Source organism: Streptomyces sp. NPDC031274, from assembly GCF_055570235.1.
Genome location: NZ_JBVIHP010000026.1, coordinates 28,862 through 51,191 on the forward strand (window position 1 = coordinate 28,862; position 22,330 = coordinate 51,191).

General features: G+C 68.4%; 13 protein-coding genes. 4 read left to right on the plus strand and 9 right to left on the minus strand.

Translation table 11 applies throughout. The annotated features are described in order from the left end of the window. Positions 1–6 precede the first annotated feature (6 nt). Complete coding sequence (gene ngcE, locus ACZ5CR_RS33515) at positions 7–1,440, minus strand: N-acetylglucosamine/diacetylchitobiose ABC transporter substrate-binding protein (RefSeq protein ID WP_468864489.1); 1,434 nt, start codon at positions 1,438–1,440, stop codon at positions 7–9. A gap of 509 nt (positions 1,441–1,949) precedes the next feature. Here ngcE and ACZ5CR_RS33520 point away from each other — a divergent pair. Together ACZ5CR_RS33520 and ACZ5CR_RS33525 are read left to right on the plus strand one after the other, a co-directional pair. Further along, the gene (locus tag ACZ5CR_RS33520) at positions 1,950–5,789 is read left to right on the plus strand and encodes a GH92 family glycosyl hydrolase (protein ID WP_468864491.1); all 3,840 of its coding nucleotides are present in this window, start codon (positions 1,950–1,952) and stop codon (positions 5,787–5,789) included. Between the two features lie 149 nt (positions 5,790–5,938). After that, positions 5,939–6,370 carry a VOC family protein gene (locus ACZ5CR_RS33525; protein WP_468864493.1) on the plus strand — a complete coding sequence of 144 codons (432 nt, stop codon included), beginning with the start codon at positions 5,939–5,941 and terminating at the stop codon, positions 6,368–6,370. Between the two features lie 48 nt (positions 6,371–6,418). Here the strand turns inward: ACZ5CR_RS33525 and ACZ5CR_RS33530 are convergent, their stop codons facing one another. The 3 genes from ACZ5CR_RS33530 to ACZ5CR_RS33540 all read right to left on the minus strand — a co-directional run bounded on the left by ACZ5CR_RS33530 (position 6,419) and on the right by ACZ5CR_RS33540 (position 9,600). After that, complete coding sequence (locus tag ACZ5CR_RS33530; protein ID WP_468864495.1) at positions 6,419–7,711, minus strand: eCIS core domain-containing protein; 1,293 nt, start codon at positions 7,709–7,711, stop codon at positions 6,419–6,421. Between the two features lie 58 nt (positions 7,712–7,769). Beyond that, a complete protein-coding gene (locus tag ACZ5CR_RS33535; RefSeq protein WP_468864498.1) occupies positions 7,770–8,888 on the minus strand; it encodes a trypsin-like serine peptidase in 1,119 nt (372 codons plus the stop codon). Positions 8,889–8,991: 103 nt separating this feature from the next. Next, positions 8,992–9,600, minus strand: coding sequence for a TetR/AcrR family transcriptional regulator (locus ACZ5CR_RS33540; RefSeq protein WP_468864501.1), 609 nt, complete (start codon positions 9,598–9,600; stop codon positions 8,992–8,994). Between the two features lie 94 nt (positions 9,601–9,694). Between ACZ5CR_RS33540 and ACZ5CR_RS33545 the strand changes: the two genes are divergently transcribed. Next, positions 9,695–10,444, plus strand: a complete 750-nt coding sequence (locus tag ACZ5CR_RS33545; RefSeq protein WP_468864503.1) for an SDR family NAD(P)-dependent oxidoreductase — start codon at positions 9,695–9,697, stop codon at positions 10,442–10,444. A gap of 250 nt (positions 10,445–10,694) precedes the next feature. On the opposite strand, the gene ACZ5CR_RS33550 is transcribed toward ACZ5CR_RS33545, so the two are convergent. Next, positions 10,695–11,339 carry a hypothetical protein gene (locus ACZ5CR_RS33550; RefSeq protein WP_468864667.1) on the minus strand — a complete coding sequence of 215 codons (645 nt, stop codon included), beginning with the start codon at positions 11,337–11,339 and terminating at the stop codon, positions 10,695–10,697. Positions 11,340–11,840: 501 nt separating this feature from the next. On the opposite strand from ACZ5CR_RS33550, the gene ACZ5CR_RS33555 reads away from it, so the two are divergent. After that, positions 11,841–12,230 carry a VOC family protein gene (locus tag ACZ5CR_RS33555; protein ID WP_468864506.1) on the plus strand — a complete coding sequence of 130 codons (390 nt, stop codon included), beginning with the start codon at positions 11,841–11,843 and terminating at the stop codon, positions 12,228–12,230. A gap of 13 nt (positions 12,231–12,243) precedes the next feature. Here the strand turns inward: ACZ5CR_RS33555 and ACZ5CR_RS33560 are convergent, their stop codons facing one another. The 4 genes from ACZ5CR_RS33560 to acnA all read right to left on the minus strand — a co-directional run bounded on the left by ACZ5CR_RS33560 (position 12,244) and on the right by acnA (position 22,220). Then, positions 12,244–13,821 (minus strand): ABC transporter substrate-binding protein, encoded by a 1,578-nt coding sequence (locus ACZ5CR_RS33560; RefSeq protein ID WP_468864509.1) that lies wholly within the window; start codon positions 13,819–13,821, stop codon positions 12,244–12,246. Beyond that, a complete protein-coding gene (locus ACZ5CR_RS33565) occupies positions 13,818–15,965 on the minus strand; it encodes an ATP-binding protein (RefSeq protein ID WP_468864511.1) in 2,148 nt (715 codons plus the stop codon). Before ACZ5CR_RS33565 ends, ACZ5CR_RS33560 begins: the two co-directional genes overlap by 4 nt. 235 nt (positions 15,966–16,200) lie before the next feature. Further along, a complete protein-coding gene (locus ACZ5CR_RS33570) occupies positions 16,201–19,377 on the minus strand; it encodes an NACHT domain-containing protein (RefSeq protein WP_468864514.1) in 3,177 nt (1,058 codons plus the stop codon). A 113-nt stretch (positions 19,378–19,490) separates the two neighbouring features. Beyond that, the gene (gene acnA / locus ACZ5CR_RS33575; protein ID WP_468864516.1) at positions 19,491–22,220 is read right to left on the minus strand and encodes an aconitate hydratase AcnA; all 2,730 of its coding nucleotides are present in this window, start codon (positions 22,218–22,220) and stop codon (positions 19,491–19,493) included. Positions 22,221–22,330: the final 110 nt, after the last annotated feature.

Below are 22,330 nucleotides of genomic sequence, written 5' to 3' on the forward strand. Positions count from 1 at the left end.
TGATGGTCAGGACTTCTTGATCTTGCTGATGTCGGGGTCGTTCTTGATCCGGTCCGACGCCTTCTGCATCGTCTCCATCGCCTGCTTGGTGCCGATCTGGCCCAGCATGAACTTGGCGATCATGTTGTTGTAGTCCTCGCGGAACAGCTCGTTGTACCAGTCGAAGAACTTGGGGATGACGATGTTGTCGCCGGCCGCCTCGATGGCCGCCTTCGCGCTCGCCGTGCCGGGCGGCAGCTTCTGGCCGTCGATGGCGCCCTTGACCACGGGGATCGAGCCGACCTCCTTGAACAGGTTCAGGGCGGCCTCCTTGCTGTACATCATCCGCAGCCACTCCATGCCGCCCTGCACGTTCTTGGCCTTGGAGGGGACGATGAAGGGCTCACCCGCGGGGGCGTAGAGCGTGCCGAAGGGCATCTTGTCGCCGGAGTCCAGGGACGGGGTCGCGCCGACCGCCATGTCGAAGTCCTTGGGCGTGGTGTCCTTGGCCTCGTTCTCCACCCAGGAGCCGTCGGGCACGAAGACGCACTTGCCGCCCTTGGTCCAGGCGGTCTGCATCTCCGTGTGCGCCTCGGTGCCGTCGAAGCCGGTAAGGACGTACTTCTTGGCGACGAGCTCTTCCCAGGCCTCGAAGACGTCCTTGACCGCGTCGCTCTTCCAGGCGTCCGGCTCCAGGTAGTCCATGGCGTCGGTGACGTCGCGCCCGCCGCGCTGGGCGAACATCGCGTACATGCTGAAGAACACGTAGCGCGGGTGGCCGCCGGGGTAGCTCCAGCCGTGGATGCCCTTGGCCTTGGCCTTCTTGCAGAGGGCGAGCATCTCGTCCCAGGTCTTCGGGTACTCGCTGTCAAGACCCTGCTCGAGGAGCTTCTTGGAGTACCAGTTGCCGTAGACCGTCGAGGCGATGTTGAGCTGGTAACACTCCTTGCCGCCGAAGGTGCCCATCTGCTCGACCACCGGTACGAGGGTCTCGCGCACCGTGACGCTCGGGTCGTCCCAGGAGGGGGCGCCGAGCAGTTCCCGGAGGTCGGCGACCTGCTTGTTGTGCACCAGCTTGCCGATGTTCATCTGGTCGGCGCCGGAGTTGTTGACCACGTCCGACGTCGGCTTGCCCCGGACGATCTTCGGCTGGACCTGGGTGGCGATCTTCTCGGTGGGCTTCTGGTCCGGGTGGGACTCCGGGTACTTCTTGGCGTACATGTCCGTGACGAACTGGGCGTACTTGTCGCCGTAGCCGCCGTTGAAGATGTAGACGGCGAGACCGGCGTCGGCCTTGACGCCTAGCGGGTTCTTCTTCGACTTCGTGCCCTTTTCCGCCTTGTTCTCTTCACCGCCGCCGCTCGCGCAGGAGCTCAGGGCGCCCACGGCCGGCACTGCGAGAAGGCTGGCGGCCACCGTCCTCTTCATCACGTCACGACGGTTGATGCTGGTGGATCCCATGCTCAAGTCCTCGCCTTCCAGGACTCAGGCGGCGCACGGGGCTCCCGACAACTCGCCAGTGGCGAAGGGCCCGACACCGCGGGTCAGTTGAAGCTTGGTGGTACCGAACGTGCGACAACTACATGGCAAGGGCTCGCACCCGCCACTCAGGGTGCCGATAGGTATAGTCCACTTCTCGGCAGCAGAGCAAGATCGAATGCAGCTTGGGCCAGCAGTCTTTCCCGAGTTGAGACCTCGCGGAGATACGGACTGGTTCGTTCACGGCGTGAGCAAATTCAGCCGGGGAATTCGGTGGCGTCGGGCCCCCGCCGCTCCCCCCTCCTGATCCTCTCTCGCCCCTCCTTGCTCCCCATTGGACTTTCTCCTCGACCCCCTTGGACTTTCTCCGGGCCACCACCGACTCCACCTGGCCCTTTCAACAGCCTTGACACCACCCACCACTTGACGCCCTACTGGACCTTGCGCAGCGATGTGACAACGTTGTCCAACTCGCAGGGAGGGGCTCGGGGATGCCGCACAGATCACGCAGACCTCGCTTCAGACACCATCGTTCGGCCGCGGTCCTCGGAGCGGCCGCGTTCACGCTCGTCGCGACGGCACAGGGTGCCGCCGTCGCCAAACCGGAGAAACCACCCAAAGCAGCGCGGGAGTTCGTTTCTTCGTTCGAAGAAGGCGATGTGCAGCCCGACTGGCTGAACACCGTCGAAACCGGCCCCGACGGCAAGAAGCGGACCGCCGGAGTCAACGGCGCGTTCAGCGCCGGGATCCCCGGCAGTGTGAACGACCACGTCACCGAGGTCCGCGCGAGCGGCGAGAACTCCTCGGGCGGTGAGGTCAAGGAGAACTTGATCGACGGTGAGCCCACCAGCAAGTGGCTGACCTTCAAGCCCACCGGGTGGGTCGAGTTCGACCTCGACGAGCCCGCCAAGGCCGTGACGTACGCGCTGACGTCGGCGAACGACCACGACGAGCGCGACCCCAAGGACTGGACCCTGCAGGGCTCCACGGACGGCAAGGACTGGAAGGTCCTCGACACCCGCAAGGGGGAGTCGTTCGACAAGCGCCACCAGACCAAGAAGTACGACTTCGACAACAGCACCGAGTACGCCCACTTCCGCCTGGACGTCACCGCCAACAACGGCGCGTCCGACGCCCTCCAGCTCTCCGACGTCCAGCTCTCCGTCGGCGGTAGTGAGACGCCCGCCCCCGAGGACATGCTCTCCCTCGTGGACCGCGGCCCCAGCGGCTCCCCGACCGCGAAGTCGGGCGCCGGGTTCACCGGCAAGCACGCCCTTCGCTACGCGGGCACCCACAAGGCGGACGCCCGCGGCTACTCGTACAACAAGGTCTTCGACGTGAACGTCTCGGTGCGGCGTGACACCGAGCTGTCGTACCGGGTCTTCCCGTCCATGGCCGAGGGCGATCTCGACTACGACGCCACGAACGTGTCCGTGGACCTCGCCTTCACCGACGGCACCTATCTGAGTGACCTCAAGGCCACCGACCAGCACGGCTTCCCGATGGACCCGCGGGGACAGGGCGACGCGAAGGGCCTCTACGTCAACCAGTGGAACAACGTGGCCTCGCGGATCGGGCAGGTCGCGGGCGGCAAGACCGTGGACCGGGTGCTCGTCGCGTACGACTCCCCCAAGGGCCCGGCGAAGTTCCGCGGCTGGGTGGACGACGTGTCCCTGAAGGAGAAGGCCCCGGCGAAGCCGAAGGCCCACCCTTCGGACTACGCGGACACCACCCGCGGCACGAACTCCAGCGGCGGCTTCTCGCGCGGCAACACCTTCCCGGCGACGGCCGTCCCGCACGGCTTCAACTTCTGGACGCCGGTCACCAACGCGGGTTCGCTCAGTTGGCTCTACGACTACGCGCGCGGCAACAACGCGGACAACCTGCCGACGATCCAGGCGTTCAGCGCGAGCCACGAGCCGAGCCCCTGGATGGGCGACCGGCAGACCTTCCAGATGATGCCGTCGGTCGACAAGGACACCCCGTCCGCGGACCGCACCAAGCGCGCGCTGCCCTTCAAGCACGAGAAGGAGACGGCACGCCCGCACTACTACGGCGTGACCTTCGAGAACGGTCTGAAGGCCGAGATGGCCCCGACCGACCACGCCGCGATGATGAAGTTCACCTATCCCGGTGACGACGCGAGCGTCATATTCGACAACGTCTCGGAGAAGGGCGGCCTCACCCTCGACAAGGAGAGCGGTGTCGTCAGCGGCTTCTCGGACGTCAAGTCCGGCCTCTCCACCGGTGCCACGCGCCTCTTCGTGTACGGGACGTTCGACACGCCCGTCACCGCGGGCGGCAAGCTGGAGGGCGGGGGCGGCGGTGACGTCACCGGCTATCTGCGCTTCAAGGCGGGCAAGGACCGCACGGTCAACCTGCGCCTGGCGACCTCGCTCATCAGCCTCGACCAGGCCAAGGCCAACCTCAACAGCGAGATCCCGTCCGGCACCTCCTTCGACCGCGTGAAGAACCGCGCGCAGAAGAGCTGGGACGACATCCTCGGCAAGGTCGAGGTGCAGGGCGCGAGCGAGGGCCAGCGGACCTCGCTCTACTCCTCCCTCTACCGCCTCTACCTCTACCCCAACTCGGGTTTCGAGAAGGTCGGCAAGAAGTACCAGTACGCCTCTCCCTTCTCGCCGCAGACAGGGCCCGACACCCCGACCCACACCGGCGCGAAGATCGTCGACGGCAAGCCGTACGTGAACAACGGCTTCTGGGACACCTATCGCACGACCTGGCCCGCCTACTCGCTCCTCACGCCGAAGAAGGCGGGTGAGCTGGTCGACGGCTTCGTGCAGCAGTACAAGGACGGCGGCTGGACGTCACGCTGGTCCTCGCCGGGCTACGCCGACCTGATGACGGGCACCTCGTCGGACGTGGCGTTCGCCGACGCGTACGTCAAGGGCGTGGACTTCGACGCCAAGGACGCGTACGACGCGGCGCTGAAGAACGCGACGGTGGTACCGCCGAGTTCGGGCGTCGGCCGCAAGGGCATGGAGACCTCACCCTTCCTCGGCTACACCCCCAGCGAGACCCACGAGGGCCTTTCCTGGGCGCTCGAGGGCTACCTCAACGACTACGGCATCTCGCGCATGGGCCAGGCCCTCTACAAGAAGACGGGCGAGAAGCGCTACAAGGAGGAGTCGGAGTACTTCCTCAACCGCGCCCGTGACTACGTCAAGCTCTTCGACGACAAGGCCGGGTTCTTCCAGGGCAAGAACACGAAGGGCGACTGGCGCGTCCCGTCGGAGAAGTTCGACCCGCGCGTGTGGGGCTACGACTACACCGAGACGAACGCCTGGGGCTACGCCTTCACCGCCCCGCAGGACTCACGCGGCCTGGCCAACCTCTACGGCGGCCGCAAGGGTCTCGGCGACAAGCTCGACACGTACTTCGCCACTCCGGAGACCGGGTCCGCCGAGTTCGCGGGCTCCTACGGAGGTGTCATCCACGAGATGACCGAGGCACGCGACGTACGCATGGGCATGTACGGGCACTCCAACCAGGTCGCCCACCACGTCGCCTACATGTACGACGCGGCGGGTCAGCCGTCCAAGACGCAGGAGAAGGTCCGCGAGGTCCTCTCCCGCCTCTACACGGGCAGCGAGATCGGGCAGGGCTACCACGGCGACGAGGACAACGGCGAGCAGTCGGCCTGGTACCTCTTCTCCTCGCTCGGCTTCTATCCGCTGGTCATGGGCAGCGGCGAGTACGCGATCGGTTCGCCGCAGTTCACCAAGATGACGGTGCACATGGACGGCGGTCGCGACCTGGTCGTCAAGGCGCCCAAGAACAGCGCGAAGAACATCTACGTCCAGGGCCTGAAGGTCAACGGCAAGAAGTGGACCTCCACGGCACTCCCCCACAAGGAGATCGCGCGCGGCGGCGTCCTGGAGTTCGACATGGGCCCGAAGCCGTCCTCGTGGGGCACGGGCAAGAACGCCCAGCCGTCGTCCGTCACGCAGGACGACAAGGTGCCCGCGCCGCGCGGTGACGCCATCAAGGGTGAGGGCGCGCTCTTCGACAACACGTCGAAGACGGAGGCCACTTCGGACTCCGCCGTGGACCTTCCGGTCGGCAAGGAGACCAAGGCGGTGCAGTACACGCTGACGTCGTCCGCCGACAAGGCGAAGGCGCCGCGCGGCTGGGTCCTCCAGGGCTCCACCGACGGCGAGAAGTGGAAGGACCTCGACAAGCGGTCCGGCCAGTCCTTCGCCTGGGAGAAACAGACCCGGGTGTTCACGGTCGACCGTCCGGGGACGTACGGGCACTACCGGCTCGTGCCGGACGGGTCCGCGACGCTCGCGGAGGTCGAGCTCCTGAGCTGACCCTTCTCGGGAGGCGGTACCGCGCAGCGCTTCAACGCGGGGGCGGGAGTGGAGGGTTCACTCCCGCCCCCGCTCGCGTTCTCCGCCCTCGGCCCCGCCTCCGGGGAAACCGCGGAGACAACGAAAGACGCCGCCTCTACGATGTGCCGATGGCAACGATCAAGCAGTTCCAGGTCACGTTCGACTGCGCGGAACCTCGGCGAGTCGCTGAATTCTGGTGCGCAGTGTTGGGGTACGTCATGCCGCCGCCACCGGAGGGGTTCGCCACTTGGGACGATTACGATCGCACGCTGTCGCCCGAGCAGCAGGGCTCAGCGGCCTGCATGGACCCCACGGGTGTCGGCCCGCGACTGTTCTTCCAGCGCGTCCCCGAAGGCAAGGTCGTCAAGAACCGGGTGCACCTCGACGTGCGGGCCGGCACCGGGCTCGTGGGTGAGGAGCGCCTCGCCGCACTTGAGGCCGAGTGCGCACGGCTGATCCCGCTCGGCGCGGTACGCGGGCGACTCCTGCTCGCCGATGACGAAAACGAGTCGTGCCTCAACATGCAGGACGTCGAGGGCAACGAGTTCTGCCTCGACTGAACGAGTTCGGTCTCGACTGAGTGGCCGCGAAAGCGGGCGGGGGCTTCCTCAGCTGACGCTCACATGGATCCCGGCGCTGCGCATGTCCTTCACGGCGTCCTTGGACTTGCCCTTGCCGCCGCGCATGTTCTGCGGCTGGTAGTAGTGCGCGGCGGTCATGGAGATGGTGAACTTGTGCCCCATGTAGCCGTTCTCCGCGTAGTCGATGAGCCTCTCGGCGCAGCCCTCGCCGTACGTCTTCCTTGAGGTTCCGTGCTTGCTGGAGCACGGGCTCGCCGTGATCGAGATCGCCAGCTGGTGCCTCATGCCGCCGCGGCTCCTGGGTACACCGGTGGACATGACGGAGTCCGGGTTGCTGGTGGCCTCGTAGTGAGCGATTTCCGAGTCCAGGTAGTCGAGCAATTGGTCTTCCGCGTGGTCGCCCTCCGACTGGGCGGTGGTCTTGCTGGTCCATGTCCCGATGGCGTGCCCGTTCAGTGTCGCCGTCAGAATGGTGGAGAAGCCCGGATTTTCCGTCATCTCCTCCTCCGGAAGGTAGTAGGCGGCGGGCGCCCGCTGCACGGTTCCGGACTTCGTGAGCTCCTCACCGTGGTCGGTGGTCTTGCGCTGGGCGGTGACGGAAGGGGCGGTGGCTTCGCCCGCGGCGTAGGCGTGGCCGTCGACTCCGGCGGCGTGTTCGGAGCCTTGGCGGGGGTCGGTGGTGGTGACGCCCGCGCCGTTGCTGTGGCCGGTCTCGACGACGCCGCGGGTGTTCTTGTCGACGTGGCTCAGTTCGTGGCCGATGGTCTCTTCGTCGCCGACGGCCTTGGCGGACAGGAAGATGTGGTTGTCGATGGTCATGGCCTCGGCACCCATGGCGGCGGTGGCTCGCTGGGCGATCTCGTCGCGGTGGACGCGGGTGGAGGCGATCTTCTGGTTCTGGTAGAACGGCACGGCCTTGTCCACGACCGCGGAGGGCAAGGACTCGCTGGGGGAGTTCCTGGCCTCGGCCACCAGGGCCGCCTGTCCCTCGGGGCTGGTGTCCGGCACCACCATGTGGGCGTGCTCGTCCTCCAGCGCCTCGCGCGCGACCGTACCGCCGAGGGACCGCTGGACCTGCGCCTCCTGCGATCCCTGCGCCGTCCGCGTCTCGTGTCCGCATCCGGCGCCGTGCTGGTGCTGCGCCCACTCGTGCCCGGTCTGACGCAGCATCTGGACGACGCCACCGTTCCCGATGGATCCCTGCAGGTCGAGCATCCGCTGAACAGCCGCGTCGGCGCGCGTAGTTGACGGTCGCGCTCGCTCGGACGCGCCCCTCTTCCGGGCCTCGGCCTTGTTGTTGTCGTCGCGGGCCAAGGCCATCTGCGTTCCTCCGGCGCTCAAGGGGGTGGATCAACCGCTCCACCCTTACGCGCGAGGTTCATGCGGCTCCAGGGCCGCAGGGGCAGACTTGCGGACCGAGCGGGCAGTCCGTCGCCGGCTGACCTTGCGGCCACCCGCATCTGGGCAAGACCCTGGCCCTGGCCTTGGCCTTGGCGGCCCTGTCCGCCTTCGCGGCGACGTAGATGCGCTTGATGTCGTCGTCGAAGTACGACGCGTACGAGGTGTCGGCGCTGTGGCCGCCGGTCATCCAGCCGCCGGTGACGCCGATCAGCCTGGGCGGCTCGGCGCCCGCGGTGATGAAGGGGCCGCCGGAGGTGCCGCCGACGTAGCCGTCGCAGTTGACCTCGGTGAAGGTGCCGCCGCGCCAGAACCTGCCCCCGCCGTCCCTGACATCGCCGGTGGTGTACTTCTTCGTCGGCGTGGTGCAGCCGAGGGGGTCCTGCTTGGGCTTGTAGCTGCCGCCGCCGTACAGATACGGGTATCCGATGGCGAGCACGGTGTGGTGGAAGCCGGTGTCGAACCCCATCGGGATGGCCCCGACGACGTCCTCGACCTCCCTGCCATCACGGCGCGGCTCGGTGGCGAGGAACGCCACATCGACGTCGGTCAGTTGCTCCTCGCTCTTCTTGCTCCCGGTGTAGCCAGGCTCCTTGAAGATGTGGCCCCTCTTGACGGGGTACATGCCGTGCGGCATCGGGCTCTTCGCGCTGTGCTGCGGCACGAAGACCAGGTTTTCCTGCCGTCCATCACTGTCGAAACAGTGCGCTGCCGACACGACCAGGTTCTTGCCCGGGGAGGGAACGACGGTCCCGCCGCAGAAGCGGTAGTCGTAGCGATCCGGGTATGCGTCGCCCGCCTTCCGCGCCCAGTAGAAGGTGCCGACTTCCTTGACGCCTTTGAAGGTGTGCGAGGGCGATGTGTGCGAGGGAAAGGTGTGCGAGGGCGAACTGTGCGAGGGCATGCGCCACACGCCCTCGCGGGCCTGCCGCTCCTCGACCGGCTCGGCCCGCGCCATGCGCTCCGGCGTCCAGAACTCCTCGACCGGCGTCGGGTCCGGGGCCGACCAGGCCGGTCCCACGGCTGCCAGGAGCGCGGCCGTGACCGCCAGGAGCCCGGACGCGGCGGCTGTCGCCGTCAGGCTGCGTTTCGTTCTCACAGTCGAGTTCTAGCCCATGAGCGGACTCCCACCAGGCGACCGTGCCGGGCTCGTGTCCCGCGATGCCCCACTGGTCCTGGTCGATCGGTGCACGACAGTGCCGTCAGGTGGGTGGCCAGTTGCGCAGGGCCACGTCGGCCACCTGCTGGAGGTCGTCGCGGGTGGTGCCGCCGGCGGCTTGGACGGCGATGCCGTTCGCCACGGTCATGAGGTAGCGGGCGAGCAGCCCGGGATCGGTCTCGATGGGCAGATCGCCTTCGTCGAGGGCCTGTCGGAAGCGGTCGTGCAGGAGCGCGATGGCCTCGTTGCGCCAGGCGGTGAGTGCGTCGCGGGCGTTGCGTCCGGGGTCGCCGACGGCGAGGGCGCTCTGGACGCCGAGGCATCCGGCGGGGCAGTCGGGGCGGGTGCTGGCCCGGACGGAGCCGCCCAGGAACGCGGTGGCCACCTGCTCGGCGGTCGGTTCCTGCAGGGCCCGCGCCGCGTACGCGGCGGGACCTTCGGTGTAACGCTCCAGAGCCTTGCGGAACAGCTCGTCCTTGTTCCCGAAGGCCGCGTACATGCTGGTGCGGGTGATGCCCATGGCCTTGGTCAGGTCGGTGAGGCTGGCGCCTTCGTAGCCCTGCTCCCAGAAGACCCGCATGGCACGTTCGAGGGCCTCGTCGGCGTCGAAGCCTCTGGGTCGGCCGATCGGCACCTTCCGCTGGATCTCCATGCGGCCAACCATACTCTTCTGTACCGATCGGTGCGGAAGGTGCTACGGTCCCGTTCGGTACCGATCGGTACTGAACTCTGTGGAGGTCATTCTCATGGGACAGCTCGAAGGCAAGACCGCCGTCGTCACCGGCGGCGGCACCGGGATCGGCCTGGCCACCGCGGTACGGCTGGCAGCCGAGGGCGCGCACGTGTTCATCACCGGTCGGCGTAAGACCGAACTGGACGTGGCGGTCGAGACGATCGGCTCGGCGCGGGCCACCGCGGTGGCGGGTGACATCGCGAACCTGGCCGACCTGGACCGGCTCTACGACGCGGTCCACGCCCGGGGCCAAGGCCTGGACGTGGTCTTCGCGAACGCGGCGAGCTCCTCGTTCGCGACCCTGGAGCAGGTCACCGAGGAGCACTTCGACCAGACCTTCGACGTCAACGTGCGGGGCACACTGTTCACCGTCCAGAAGGCACTCCCTCTGCTCAACGACGGCGCGTCCGTGATCCTGAACGCGTCCACCGCCGCCGACAACGGCACAGAGGCGTTCGGCACGTACGCGGCGTCCAAGGCGGCGGTCCGGTCCTACGCGCGGACCTGGGCCAACGAACTCAAGGGCCGCGGCATCCGCGTCAACGCCATATCGCCGGGCCCGATCGACACCCCCGGAATCACGACCGTCTTCGGCGAGGAGAACGCGGCCGACGCCAGGGTGAACCTCGCCGCAGGTCTGGCGATCGGCCGCATGGGCCGCCCGGAGGAAGTCGCCGCACTGGTGGCGTTCCTGGCCTCCACCGAGAGCAGCTTCATCCTGGGAGCCAACCTGTACATAGACGGCGGCGAGAACCAGATCTGACCCCGGCCCCGCCCCATAGGGTGGCGGGTTACAGGTGGCGGGTTGCAGGAAAGTCCCACCCAGGAGGGCGAAATGCCCGTCTGGGGCGGGACTTTCCTGCATCCCCCGAATATCCAGCTGCGCGCGCGGCAGCCCCTCCGGCACTGGCCGCCGGACTCCTCGACTGGCGGTGGCACGAGGTGCCGCAGTCGAGGTCAACGGCTTGTTCAGCCGACCGGCCGACCAGGGTGAGGTGTTGCCTTCGTTCGCATCACGCGCCCTCGTCCGACGAGGACGAGGCCTCAAGAATGGTTTCGACCTCGGGCGTGGTTCGCCTCGTCCGGCCCGACCGGACGCGCTTCTCGTGCTGGGCCCCACCGGGACGTCCCTGCGGGTAGTCGTTGAGGAACTCCGGCGCTTCGTGGGACGGGTCGGCCTGCCGCCGGAGGGCGCTGCGGATGTGCTTGAGCGCTCCCGGCTCGCGAACCCTTTCGGCGTTGGCGATTCCCATGAGCATCGCCGCCGCCCGGCACTGGTCGTCGCTCAGCCCCTCAATCTCCTCCTCGCTCAGCTTCCGGCCCTTCAGCGCATCGACCAGGGGGGCGAAATGCTCGGCGTCGAGTTCGGGGACCAGGCCGGTGAACTGGCTCTCTCCCTCACGGACGTAGCGGCCGTCGGTTTTGTGGGTTCCCGGATACTGATTCTTGTTGGTGGTGACGTTCGGAGCGTTTCCACGCCCGGGGCCATCGTTGTACGGACCGAACGGGGTCTCGTGCGTGCTGAAGCTCGCTGCCTGTCGACCACCGCCGCGTTCGGTGTCGCGCTCGGCCCAGCGTTCCCGTCGGCTGTTGGCTCTGTCGCGATCCTCGTCGGTGACCCTCTGCACATACGCGGTGGCGGCAGCGTTTCCCGCCATGCGCTGCACGGCCAGGACGGACGACTGCGTGACCTGACGGTTCCCCAGGAAGGGCGCCGCGTCGACGCTCCGGGCCGCTGAGGTCCGAGGTGGCGAAGCCTTTCCCTCTAGCTCGCCGTGCTCGTTCTTCCGGTCGAAACCCATGACGCTGCCGCTCCCTGTAGTGGGGTCGGTGGCCGCGCGTAACACCTGGCTCCGAATGGCCCCGAACCGTTCCGCCAGTCCCCTTCGACGATAGGCGTCCCGGAGGCGTCCGTAGATGTCCGTAAGGGCAGTCCTCCGTGCACCGGGTTCAGTGAGAAATTCGCGGCGCCGGGTCGCGTGACCGTCGAGTGAGCGGCATGGCATGACAGGACCGCTCGGAGACGTCAGGGCAGCCGTCCGCCTGAAATGGCTCGACAGCGTGCTGTCGCCGTGCCTAAGATCCACGGCGACATCGCGTGTCGGTCACCGGCTGGGTGAGGCATGGAGGTGTCGGGAGATGCCTTCTGGAGGCATTCCTTGTCGGTCGAACTGAATCACACGATCATCCACGCCCGGGACAACCGGGAGTCCGCCGAATTCTTCGCGGATCTGCTGAGCCTTGAGATCACCTCCGAGTGGGGCCCGTTCATCGCGGTGGAACTGAGCAACTCCGTCACCCTGGACTTCGCCACCATCCCCGCGGACAAGATCACCCCGCAGCACTACGCCTTCCTGATCTCCGAGGCGGAGTTCGAGGCGGCGTACGAGAAGATCAAGGCGCGCGACGTCGAGCACTGGGCCGATCCGCATCAGAAGCTGCCGGGCGAGATCAACACCAACGACGGCGGCCGGGGCGTGTACTTCCTGGATCCGGCGGGGCACGCCATGGAGATCATCACCGTGCCGTACGGCGGATTTCCGGAGTAGTCGCGCCCGCCGTTCATGACGGGCAGCTCTTCGCCTTGTCCCCTCGGTACGTCCGGTACAGCGGCATCCTGTCCTTGTCGCCGGGCCGGTCCGCCGAGGGGAACTCGACGATCGGGACGGGCTTGCAGACGGCCCACTGGTTGTTCTCACCCGGGCCGGTGAACCCGTAGGTGCCGCTCGCCCCGACGAGGCAGCCCCTGCACGCCCCCTCGCTGATGGTCGAGATGGTGAGCGTGCTGTACACATCCTTGGTGGAGGGCAGCCGCGCCGGAACGGGGGTCTGCTTGCCGTCTTCGGTGATCTCGCTGTACGTACGGTCGACGGCGGACGCGAGGAGGGCGAACCCGTCGTAATACATGGCCATGTACCCGTCCGCCAAGGGCCTGGTCCCCAGGTCGTGGTCGCTGTTGATCTTCTTGTAGCGCGCGTGGAAGGGCGAGAAACCGGACGGCGCGTGACCGATGTCCGTCTCCCAGGCGGGGTCGAAGGCCGAGGCGTCGACGATCGTGGCGTTGGCCCTGTGCAGGCTCCGCCTGGTGTCCGCGGAGGTGAGCGTCGGCTCCATGCCTATGCCGACCTTGAGGATCCGCAGCTTGCCGCTGCGGTCACAACCGCCCTCGTTGGCAAGGCGGTTGATGAAGGCGGGCAGATCCTGGTCGCGGCCCGCGAAGAAGACGGTGTCCGCCTTGTCGCGGCAGATCCTCGTGACGGCGTCGGCGAAGCGCCGCGGGATGCCCTGGTCGTCGCCCGACGAACCGATGTAGTGGGAGTTGTGGTTCTTCAGGTCGTAGGTCTTGCCGAAGTGCCGTTCGAAGATCTCACGCAGGTTCTTGGAGTACACGTCGCCCTCGCGGCTGTCCCAGAGCAGCAGGCCCTTCTCCTCCTGCGGATAGCGGTCGATGTAGTGGGACAGGGCCTTGATGAACTGTTCGTTGTTGGGCGACGTCTTGAAGAAGTACCGGAAATTCATGGAGGCGGCGGTGATGACCGGGCCGACCGTCGGAATGCCGCGCCTGGTGAGTTCGGCGACTGCTTTGCGGGTGTCCGTCGTGCTGCTCGGAATGCCGGTCACCCCCACGAGCGGCGCCTCCGTGTCCCGCGTCATCTCGGCGAGACGGTCGACGACGGGCTTCCACTGCTTGAGGTCGTTGCCGTCGGGGGCGAAGAGCAGCTGATAGTGCGGCCCGCTGGCGCTGTTCGCCTCCAGCTGCGCCGCGAGAGCTCCCGCGAGGGCGCGCCGGATCATGTCGCCGGTCATGGCGCTCGACTCGTTCGACGTGAAGGGCATCATCAGGGCGATGCGTACGTAGGGAATGCGGGCTTTGCTGTTCGGCGGGTTCTCCCAGTCCTGTGCGACCCGGGCGTTCTCGTCCGCGATGGCCGTGATGAGGCTCTCGGCCTTCTTGTCCGCGTCGAAGGCGTGGGCGGTGACCCCGACGCACTCCCCCGCTCTCTCCTCCAGGCCGTCACCGCACGGGCCGGGGCGCGAGTTGTTCCAGGTGACGCCGACGACGACGAGGGCGGCGACCACGACGACGGCCACGAGCCATTCGAGGGGGCCCCACTCCTTGGGCGGGTGGTTGAACATCATGACCCCTCACTGGCAGGGACGGGCAGGACCTGCCGTTTGCGGGCGGCCGCCGGCCAGTCACGGGCGGCTCTTCCAAGGGCTGCGTACCAGGTGCGGTGGCGCCGGGAGAGGTATCCCAGTTCGTCGCCGACCGCCTGGCACAGGGTCTCGGCATCCGGGTCGATCGCCGGGTCGGCGTACGGCTCGGACAGGTACCACAGGGCGTGCAGGAGCCGGTTGATGCAGCGGCCCGCCTCGTCGAGATGGGCGTAGTGGGCGGCGTGCTCCCCCAGCGCGATCTCCATCCGGTGGTCGCTCCAGCCCACCGCGTCCTCATGCGCGTTCATCGACCACTCGGCGCTCCCCGAGGGCGGAGTCGGAGCGGTGGCGCAGTCCCGCAGGCACTGCAGCCAGTGCTGGACGCTCTGCTCCGCCTCCTCCGCGCCGAACTCGTCGGCCAGCATGTCCACCACGCGTGCCGCGTTCCCCGCGGCCAGGCTGTGGCGCAGCGCGTCCGCCTCCTCGTTGGCGGAACGCTGCACGTGGTGCAGATGCAGGAAGCGGTGGATCTGGTGCCAGCTGTGCGGATCGTCGGGAGGCGGCGACGTACGGCGCGCCTCATGGACGAGGAGCGCCTGCAGCAGCTTGCTCTCCACCAACGGGGCCTCGGCGGGGACGGTCTGCTGCCACTGCCGCTGGACCAGGTACTGTGCCGCCGCGTTGGCGGGCAGTTGCTCGGGGCCGTCGAGGCGCAGGTTCTCGGCGAGTGCCTCCGCGGTCTCGTTGTCCCGCGCGAGGCACAGCACGAGGAGCCGGTCGCGCTGGCGCCGGTCGGGCAGCAGATCCTCCAGGAGCACCTGGGTGACCGGGCGCCCTTGCGCGGTGGGCAGGTCGAGCAGGTCTCTCGGGGCCACCTTGCGGTTCTGCCGGGCCGCGTGCACGACGGCCTCGCACAGCACGGTGCTTGCCGCGGGGTGCCCGCCGGTCAGCGAGTGCAGCGCCGATGCCAGGTGCGGGTGGAGCAGCCGCACGGATGCCCGGTCGAGCATCGAGAGGACTTCGTCCCGGCCCAGCGGCGTGAGCGGCACGACGAGCAGTCCCGCGGACGGGTCGTGTCCCGCGCGCTGCCATATGGTGGCGGCCTGTCTGCGCCGCGCGCCGCCTCCGGTGGGCAGCAGGTCGGCCAGTTCACGGCGTACGGCCTGCGGCGCCTCGTCCCGCGGTACGTCGCCGAGGCGGGTGGCGACGACGGTGATCCGGTCACGGTGGGGCCGCTGCGCGGTGGCGCGGTGTTCGAGGAGAAGGTCCAGGAAGCGCTGCCCCGCGGGGGCGTGCGCCTCGTCGAGGAGGATCAGCGGCCAGGGCTCACGGTTCATGGACCGCACCCAGCCGTAGGCGGCGGCCACCTCCTCCAGGAAGGCGGCCATGAGGGTGTTCTCGACGGCGTGTTGGTAGTCACCGCCCCGGTGGAAGCGCCGACCGAGCTCGAGCAGGGCATCGAGCTTCCCGGTGGCGCCGTCCGGTGTGGTGTGCCGCTGCGCGTACCAGTGCCGGGCCGAGACGAGGCCGCGCAGCGACTGCAGTTCACGCAGGATCGCCGCCGTGACCGGCTGCGAACCGTCGTCGTCCTCCACCGTGACACCGGCGGCGGACGCGCCCGCCGCATCGGCGATGGATGCCTCGACCCGCTCCGACCACTGCCGCGCCACGTCCCGCTCGGCCCCGGCGAGGAGACCGCAGGCGATCAGGAGCCTGGCCTGCCGGGCGCACACGGCGTCCCGTTCGTCCGCGTCGCCGAGGAACCAGCCGGAGACCGCGAACAGGCCCGGCAACAGGACGGGAAAGAGACCGAGCCCGGGCGCGAGCGCACACACGATCCGCTCCAGGACCTGCACGAAATCGGCGGCCGGGGTGGCGGGCACGCCCTCGGTCTCCGCGGTGACGGCGGGCACGGTGACGGGCGCCGTCCCCGGCGCGACGACCCGTACATGGGCCAGCGGAAGCCGCTTGTCGTAGTGGCGCGCGAGCCCGTCGAGGACGGCGCTGCGCCCCAGGCCGTGCTGCCCGGTGAGCAGGACGACGGGCACGTCGTCGCCGAACTCCCGCTTCCTGCGCGCACGTTCGTCGTAGGCCAGTCCGGTGAGGGACGGAATGAGTGAACTCACCAGAGGATCGCGACCGTACAGCAGTGGGGTTTGCGGCTTGCCCATCCGACGACATCCTGTTTCCGCTGGGAGCGTTCGGCCGCGAACAGGGCGAGTCGCAGCGCTCCCCCCGTACACCAGCCGCTGACTACTGCTCCAACTCCTCCCGAATCAGTGGAACTTATCTATGCATCCGGTCACTCGCCAGCGGAATCGCGGGAGACCAGCGGCACGTAAGAACGTTGTTCTACCCTCTTCAGGGCTGTGGATAAATCTCGAGGTCGAATCGGCCGGGAAGGTCCACCGCCGCGCGGACCTCTCCCGGGTAAGCGAGCCTGACCCGTCGCAGCCCGGCCAGACCGGCCAGGTGAGAGAGGTCGATGTCGGTGCCCTGGATGAGATGGATCTCCACGAGCCCCGGCAGCCTGCGGGCGATGCGCCGCAACGACACGGGTGCACCCGGCTTCGCGTACACGTAGAGGTGTGTGACCTGCGAGACCTGTGCCTTCGGGTCGAAGAGCAGCGTGCTCAGCTGCTCGGGTGAGAGGGTCAGCGTGCGCAGCTCGGGCAGTCGGGCGAGCAGGGCACCCCACCCGTCCGGCAGGAGTCGCTCGCCCGCCTCGTGCAGGCGCAGTTCCTCAAGGGCCTGGAAGTGCGCGATCTCCGAGAGATCGACCGTGCCCGTCGGCAGCGCGAGGACCCGCAGGTCCCCGAGGCGGGACAGGTCGGGGAGCCCGCGCCAGGGCACTTGCAGCCCCAGGTGCAGGGCGGTCAGGCGCGGGCAGTCCGCCAGCTTCGACAGCGGTTCGAACTGCGGGAGGTCTTCCAGTACGAGGGTGTGCAGCCGGGGCAGCCCGGTGAGCGGCGCGGGCTCCCTGAGGTTGCGGCAGCCCCGCAGGGTGAGGCTTTCGAGGGCCGGGAAGTCCGCGAGCAGGCCGAGGTCGTCCAGCTGGAGCGCGCCGCGCAGCCTCAGCTCGCGCAGGCGCCCCGGGTCGAGGGCCGCGCGCACGGCCTGGGGAGCGAAGTCGCCGTGGATCCCGACGCGTTCGCATCCGGGCATGCCCGCGAGGGCGTCGAGCTCGGCCTGCGAGCGTACGGTGACGGGCTGCGAGGCGTCCGCGGTGAGGAGCGGCCTGATGATGTCGTCGGCGTAGACAGCGGTGTCGAACCGGTCCCAGTGGCCGAGCAGTTGGGCCCGCACCAGTGGCTGCTGGGTGTTGAGGAACTCCTTCAGGCGCGGGATGGCGGCGTCACCGCCGATCTGGCAGATCGCGTGGACGGTGGCGAGCTCCTCGTCGCCCTCCAGGTCCCCCGCCCCGGGCAGCAGGCCGAGCAGCAGCGGCCCCGTGCGCGCGAGGACTCTGGCCTGGCGCAGGCTGCGCGGCGGGACCATGCGTGCCGCCTCGGTCTCGATGGTCAGCCGCACGGCGGGGTCGAGACGGGTGGCCTGCTCGAGCGACGCGAGGGCGAGCAGCCGCAGTCTGGCCTGAACCATCGCGTCCTTCTCGCGGTTGCCGCGTTCGTTGAGCCGCATGAGCAGGTCGGCGCGTCCCACGTGATCGCTCTGCGCGACAGCCATCTGCACCACGTCCTCCCACTCGTCCGCATGGGCGTTCTTCACAAGAATGCCGAAGTCCCGCTCTTCAAGCACCGCCTTGGCCCCGAGATAATCCTGAAAAGTGCGGTGAATGAAGTCCACGGCCCCCGGTGCGGGCTCACGCAGCAGTCCGGTGCGCACGAGGAGGTACCGCAGGACCTTCTCCGGTTCCCCCATCTTCAGCAGGCTCGGCACCTGCGGCTGAAGCCTGCGCACCAGCTCCAGGGCGTCCGTGCGCTCGATCTGGGTGCGTTCGTTTCTGATCAGCCAGTACGCGAGACGCTTGAGGGGTTCGGCGGCGGCGTCCTCGCTGAGCTCGGGGGGCACGCCGCGCTCCTTGTCGCGCCGTTCGAGCAGCATGGACAGGGCCGCCTTGTAGAGGGCGGCCCGCCCCTCGGGCAGAAAGCCGTTGCGCTCCTCGTGCAGGGCGCACATCAGGCTGCACATCAGCGGGTTGGTGGCGAGCCTGCTCAACTCCGGCCGCCTGCGCAGGGATTGGATCAGGAGATCGTCCACCCCTTCGGGCGCGTCGGCCGCCGCGTGCCACCGCTGGATGAAGCGCCGCAGGTCGTCGGGGCGCAGCCCGTTCAGCGTGAACTCGTGGAAGCCCTCACGCTCCAGCCAGCCGGGGGCGAGCGCCGAGGGACGGGTGGTGGCGAGCCACAGATTGCCGGAGAAGGCGGCGATGAGCCGGCGCAGCCACTCCCGGGTGCGCGTGCGGTCGGACTCGGGAATCTCGTCGAGGCCGTCGATGAGCAGGAGGCCCCGGCCGTTCTGCAGCACGCGCGCCGTCCAGCCGTCGGGCTCGGTGCCCACGTGCGGGCAGCCCATCCGGCGCAGGAAGTCGTCGGGCAGGGGCAGTTCGGTGCCCTCGCGGACCAGGGTGCGCAGCGGCAGGACGAAGGGAACACGGCCGAGGAGCTGCGGCAGATGCCCCGGCACCGTGTCCTGCCGCGCGGTGGTCAGGGCCAGCCACTGGACGAGCGTCGTCTTGCCCGTACCGGCGAGTCCCTGCAGCAGTACGCGCCGGTGGCCGACGAGGATGGACTCGACGCTGTCCTCCAGCTCCACCGTCCTTCCCTCGCGGGCCACATCGGGGTCGACGTCCACGGCTGCCGTCGCGACGGCGCGCAGGCTCAGATAGGCGCTCTCCAGGGGCCACTCCTGACCGCCGGGGTCGCGCAGGTCGACTCCGTGGAGAGTGAGGCTGCCGTGCTGCTGGATGACGTAGGCGGAGTATTTCTCCTCGAAGCGGGCGTCCGCCGCCGTCCAGTCGTCCCCCGACACGCGGCGCAGAATCACCTCCAGCTGTTCGCTCTGGCGGCGCAGTTCGACGAACTCCTCCAGTTGGGCCCGGGCCGCGAATCCGGGCCGCTGGGTGAAGAACCGCACGAGGTGCACGCAGGCCGTCTGCAGGAGTACGTCGTGGAAGAGCGCCGCGTCGCGGGTGAGCAGCCTGCGCGTGTCGGGTCCGGCCTCGCGGGAGAGCTCCTTGGCCAGCTCCTCGGGCCCGAGCACGAAGATCTGCACGTCGTCCATGTCGAGCTCGCCGAGGGCGAAGAGGGTACGGGTCAGCGCCTGCCCGACGGAGTCGCGCTCGTCGTCCGCGATCGGCCGCTCGTGCGGCCCCGCGGCCCGCACCGCCCGGCGCACCAGCTCCTGGGCGAGCCGGTGCATGTCGTCCTTGCTGAGCGTGGGGTGGTCCCCGGCGAAGGACAGCAACCCCTTGATGCGTACGGGCCGTTCGGAGTACTCGGCTCCGGGCGCCTTCGGCGGTGGCAGCAACAGCCGCTTCAGCAACGGCACGACGACCGAGGACGCGACCTTGATACCCATTGCTCCAGCGTCCACTGCAACCCCCGTCGCCGCCGCGAGTTCCCTGCGTACACAAAGCGTAGGGCCCGCACCCCCTTCACGGGAGTACGGGCCCAACTGCCCTGGGACAAGGTTTACTTGCGGATGAGCGAACGCAGCACGTACTGCATGATGCCGCCGTTGCGGTAGTAGTCCGCCTCACCGGGGGTGTCGATGCGGACGACCGCGTCGAACTCCACGCCGGTGTCGGTGGTGACCTTGACCGTACGCGGGGTCGTGCCGTTGTTCAGCTCGGTCACGCCGGTGAAGGAGAAGGCCTCCTCGCCGGTCAGGCCGAGGGTCTCGGCGGACTGGCCCTCCGGGAACTGGAGCGGCAGGACGCCCATGCCGATGAGGTTCGAGCGGTGGATGCGCTCGTACGACTCGGCGATGACGGCCTTCACGCCGAGGAGCGCGGTGCCCTTGGCGGCCCAGTCGCGGGACGAACCGGAGCCGTACTCCTTGCCCGCGAGGATCGCGAGCGGCGTACCGGCGGCCTGGTAGTTCTGCGAGGCGTCGTAGATGAAGGAGACGGGAGCGTCGTCCTTCGTGAAGTCGCGGGTGAAGCCGCCCTCGGTGCCCGGCGCGATCTGGTTGCGCAGGCGGATGTTGGCGAACGTGCCGCGGATCATGACCTCGTGGTTGCCACGGCGCGAGCCGTAGGAGTTGAAGTCGCGACGCTCGACGCCGTGCTCCGTGAGGTACTTGCCGGCCGGGGTGTCGGCCTTGATCGCACCGGCCGGGGAGATGTGGTCGGTGGTGACCGAGTCGCCCAGCTTGGCCAGGACGCGGGCGCCCGTGATGTCGGAGACCGGGGTGGTCTCCATCGTCATGCCCTCGAAGTAAGGGGGCTTACGGACGTAGGTCGACTGCGGGTCCCACTCGAAGGTGTTGCCGGTCGGGATCGACAGGGCCTGCCACTGGGCGTCGCCCGCGAAGACGTCCTGGTAGGACTTGTTGAACATGTCCTCGCCGATGGAGTTGGCGACGACGTCGTTCACCTCGGCCTCGGTCGGCCAGATGTCCTTCAGGTAGACGGGGTTGCCGTCCTGGTCGGCGCCGAGCGCGTCCTTGGTGATGTCCACCTTCATCGAACCCGCGATGGCGTACGCGACGACCAGCGGCGGGGACGCCAGGTAGTTCATCTTGACGTCGGGGTTGATACGGCCCTCGAAGTTCCGGTTGCCGGAGAGGACGGACGTCACGGCCAGGTCGGCGTCGTTGACCGCCTTGGAGACCTCCTCGGGCAGCGGGCCCGAGTTGCCGATGCAGGTGGTGCAGCCGTAACCGACGAGGTTGAAGCCGACCTTGTCGAGGTAGGGGGTGAGCCCCGCCTTGTCGAAGTAGTCGGTGACGACCTTGGAGCCCGGCGCGAGGGTGGTCTTGACCCACGGCTTGCGGGTCAGGCCCTTCTCGACGGCCTTCTTCGCGACGAGCGCGGCGGCGACCATCACGTACGGGTTCGAGGTGTTGGTGCAGGAGGTGATCGCGGCGACGGTGACGGCGCCGTGGTCGATCTCGTACGTCGAGCCGTCGGGGGCGGTGACCGTGGTCGGCTTCGACGGGGTGCCGTTGGAGACGGCCGGGGCGTCGGAGGCCGGGAAGGACTCCTTGCCCGCCTCGGAGTCGTCCGCCACGTAGTTGCGCACGTCCTGCGCGAACTGCTGCGAGGCGTTGGCGAGGACGATGCGGTCCTGCGGGCGCTTCGGGCCTGCGATGGAGGGGACGACCGTGGAGAGGTCGAGCTCCAGCTTCTCGGAGAAGTCGGGCTCGGCGGCCGGGTCGAGCCAGAGGCCCTGCTCCTTGGCGTACGCCTCGACGAGCGCGACCTGCTGCGCGTCACGGCCGGTCAGGCGGAGGTACTTCAGCGTCTCGTCGTCGATCGGGAAGATCGCGGCGGTGGAGCCGAACTCCGGCGACATGTTGCCGATGGTGGCGCGGTTGGCGAGGCTCGTGGCCGCCACACCCTCGCCGTAGAACTCGACGAACTTGCCGACGACGCCGTGCTTGCGCAGCATCTCGGTGATCGTGAGGACGAGGTCGGTGGCGGTGGTGCCGGCGTTCAGCTCACCGGTCAGCTTGAAGCCGACGACGCGCGGGATGAGCATGGAGACCGGCTGGCCCAGCATCGCGGCCTCGGCCTCGATGCCGCCGACGCCCCAGCCGAGCACGCCCAGGCCGTTGACCATCGTGGTGTGCGAGTCGGTGCCGACCAGCGTGTCGGGGTAGGCCTGGCCGCCCCGGACCATGACCGTGCGCGCCAGGTGCTCGATGTTGACCTGGTGGACGATGCCGGTGCCCGGGGGGACGACCTTGAAGTCGTCGAAGGCGGTCTGGCCCCAGCGCAGGAACTGGTAGCGCTCCTTGTTGCGGCCGTACTCCAGCTCGACGTTCTGGCCGAAGGCGTCCGCCGTGCCGAACTTGTCGGCGATGACGGAGTGGTCGATGACCAGCTCGGCCGGGGAGAGCGGGTTGACCTTGTCCGCGTCGCCGCCGAGCTCCTTGACGGCCTCACGCATGGTGGCGAGGTCGACGACGCAGGGCACGCCGGTGAAGTCCTGCATGATCACGCGAGCCGGCGTGAACTGGATCTCCTGCGACGGCTGCGCCTGGGAGTCCCAGGAGCCGATCGCGCGGATGTGGTCGGCGGTGATGTTCGCGCCGTCCTCGGTGCGGAGCAGGTTCTCCAGAAGCACCTTCAGGCTGTAAGGGAGGCGCGCGGAGCCCTCTACCTTGTCCAGCTTGAAGATCTCGTACGACTCGTCGCCCACGCTGAGCGTGCTGCGGGCGTCGAAGCTGTTCGCCGACACGACAGTCTCCTTCATATATGTGCGCGTTGAATCACATCCTGCCGCCACGACTCGTCGTCGATCCGCTAAGGTAAGGCTTAGTTAGGTAACCCTTACCGAGTGGCGGTTCCTGGTGCGCCTCGGCA

Bases quoted from the DNA above. Each gene is read 5' to 3' on its own strand.
- ngcE (WP_468864489.1), bottom strand. From the start codon at position 1,440: ATGGGATCCACCAGCATCAACCGTCGTGACGTGATGAAGAGGACGGTG.
- ACZ5CR_RS33520 (WP_468864491.1), top strand. From the start codon at position 1,950: ATGCCGCACAGATCACGCAGACCTCGCTTCAGACACCATCGTTCGGCC.
- ACZ5CR_RS33525 (WP_468864493.1), top strand. From the start codon at position 5,939: ATGGCAACGATCAAGCAGTTCCAGGTCACGTTCGACTGCGCGGAACCT.
- ACZ5CR_RS33530 (WP_468864495.1), bottom strand. From the start codon at position 7,711: ATGGCCTTGGCCCGCGACGACAACAACAAGGCCGAGGCCCGGAAGAGG.
- ACZ5CR_RS33540 (WP_468864501.1), bottom strand. From the start codon at position 9,600: ATGGAGATCCAGCGGAAGGTGCCGATCGGCCGACCCAGAGGCTTCGAC.
- ACZ5CR_RS33545 (WP_468864503.1), top strand. From the start codon at position 9,695: ATGGGACAGCTCGAAGGCAAGACCGCCGTCGTCACCGGCGGCGGCACC.
- ACZ5CR_RS33550 (WP_468864667.1), bottom strand. From the start codon at position 11,339: ATGGCGGGAAACGCTGCCGCCACCGCGTATGTGCAGAGGGTCACCGAC.
- ACZ5CR_RS33560 (WP_468864509.1), bottom strand. From the start codon at position 13,821: ATGATGTTCAACCACCCGCCCAAGGAGTGGGGCCCCCTCGAATGGCTC.
- ACZ5CR_RS33570 (WP_468864514.1), bottom strand. From the start codon at position 19,377: ATGGGTATCAAGGTCGCGTCCTCGGTCGTCGTGCCGTTGCTGAAGCGG.
- acnA (WP_468864516.1), bottom strand. From the start codon at position 22,220: ATGAAGGAGACTGTCGTGTCGGCGAACAGCTTCGACGCCCGCAGCACG.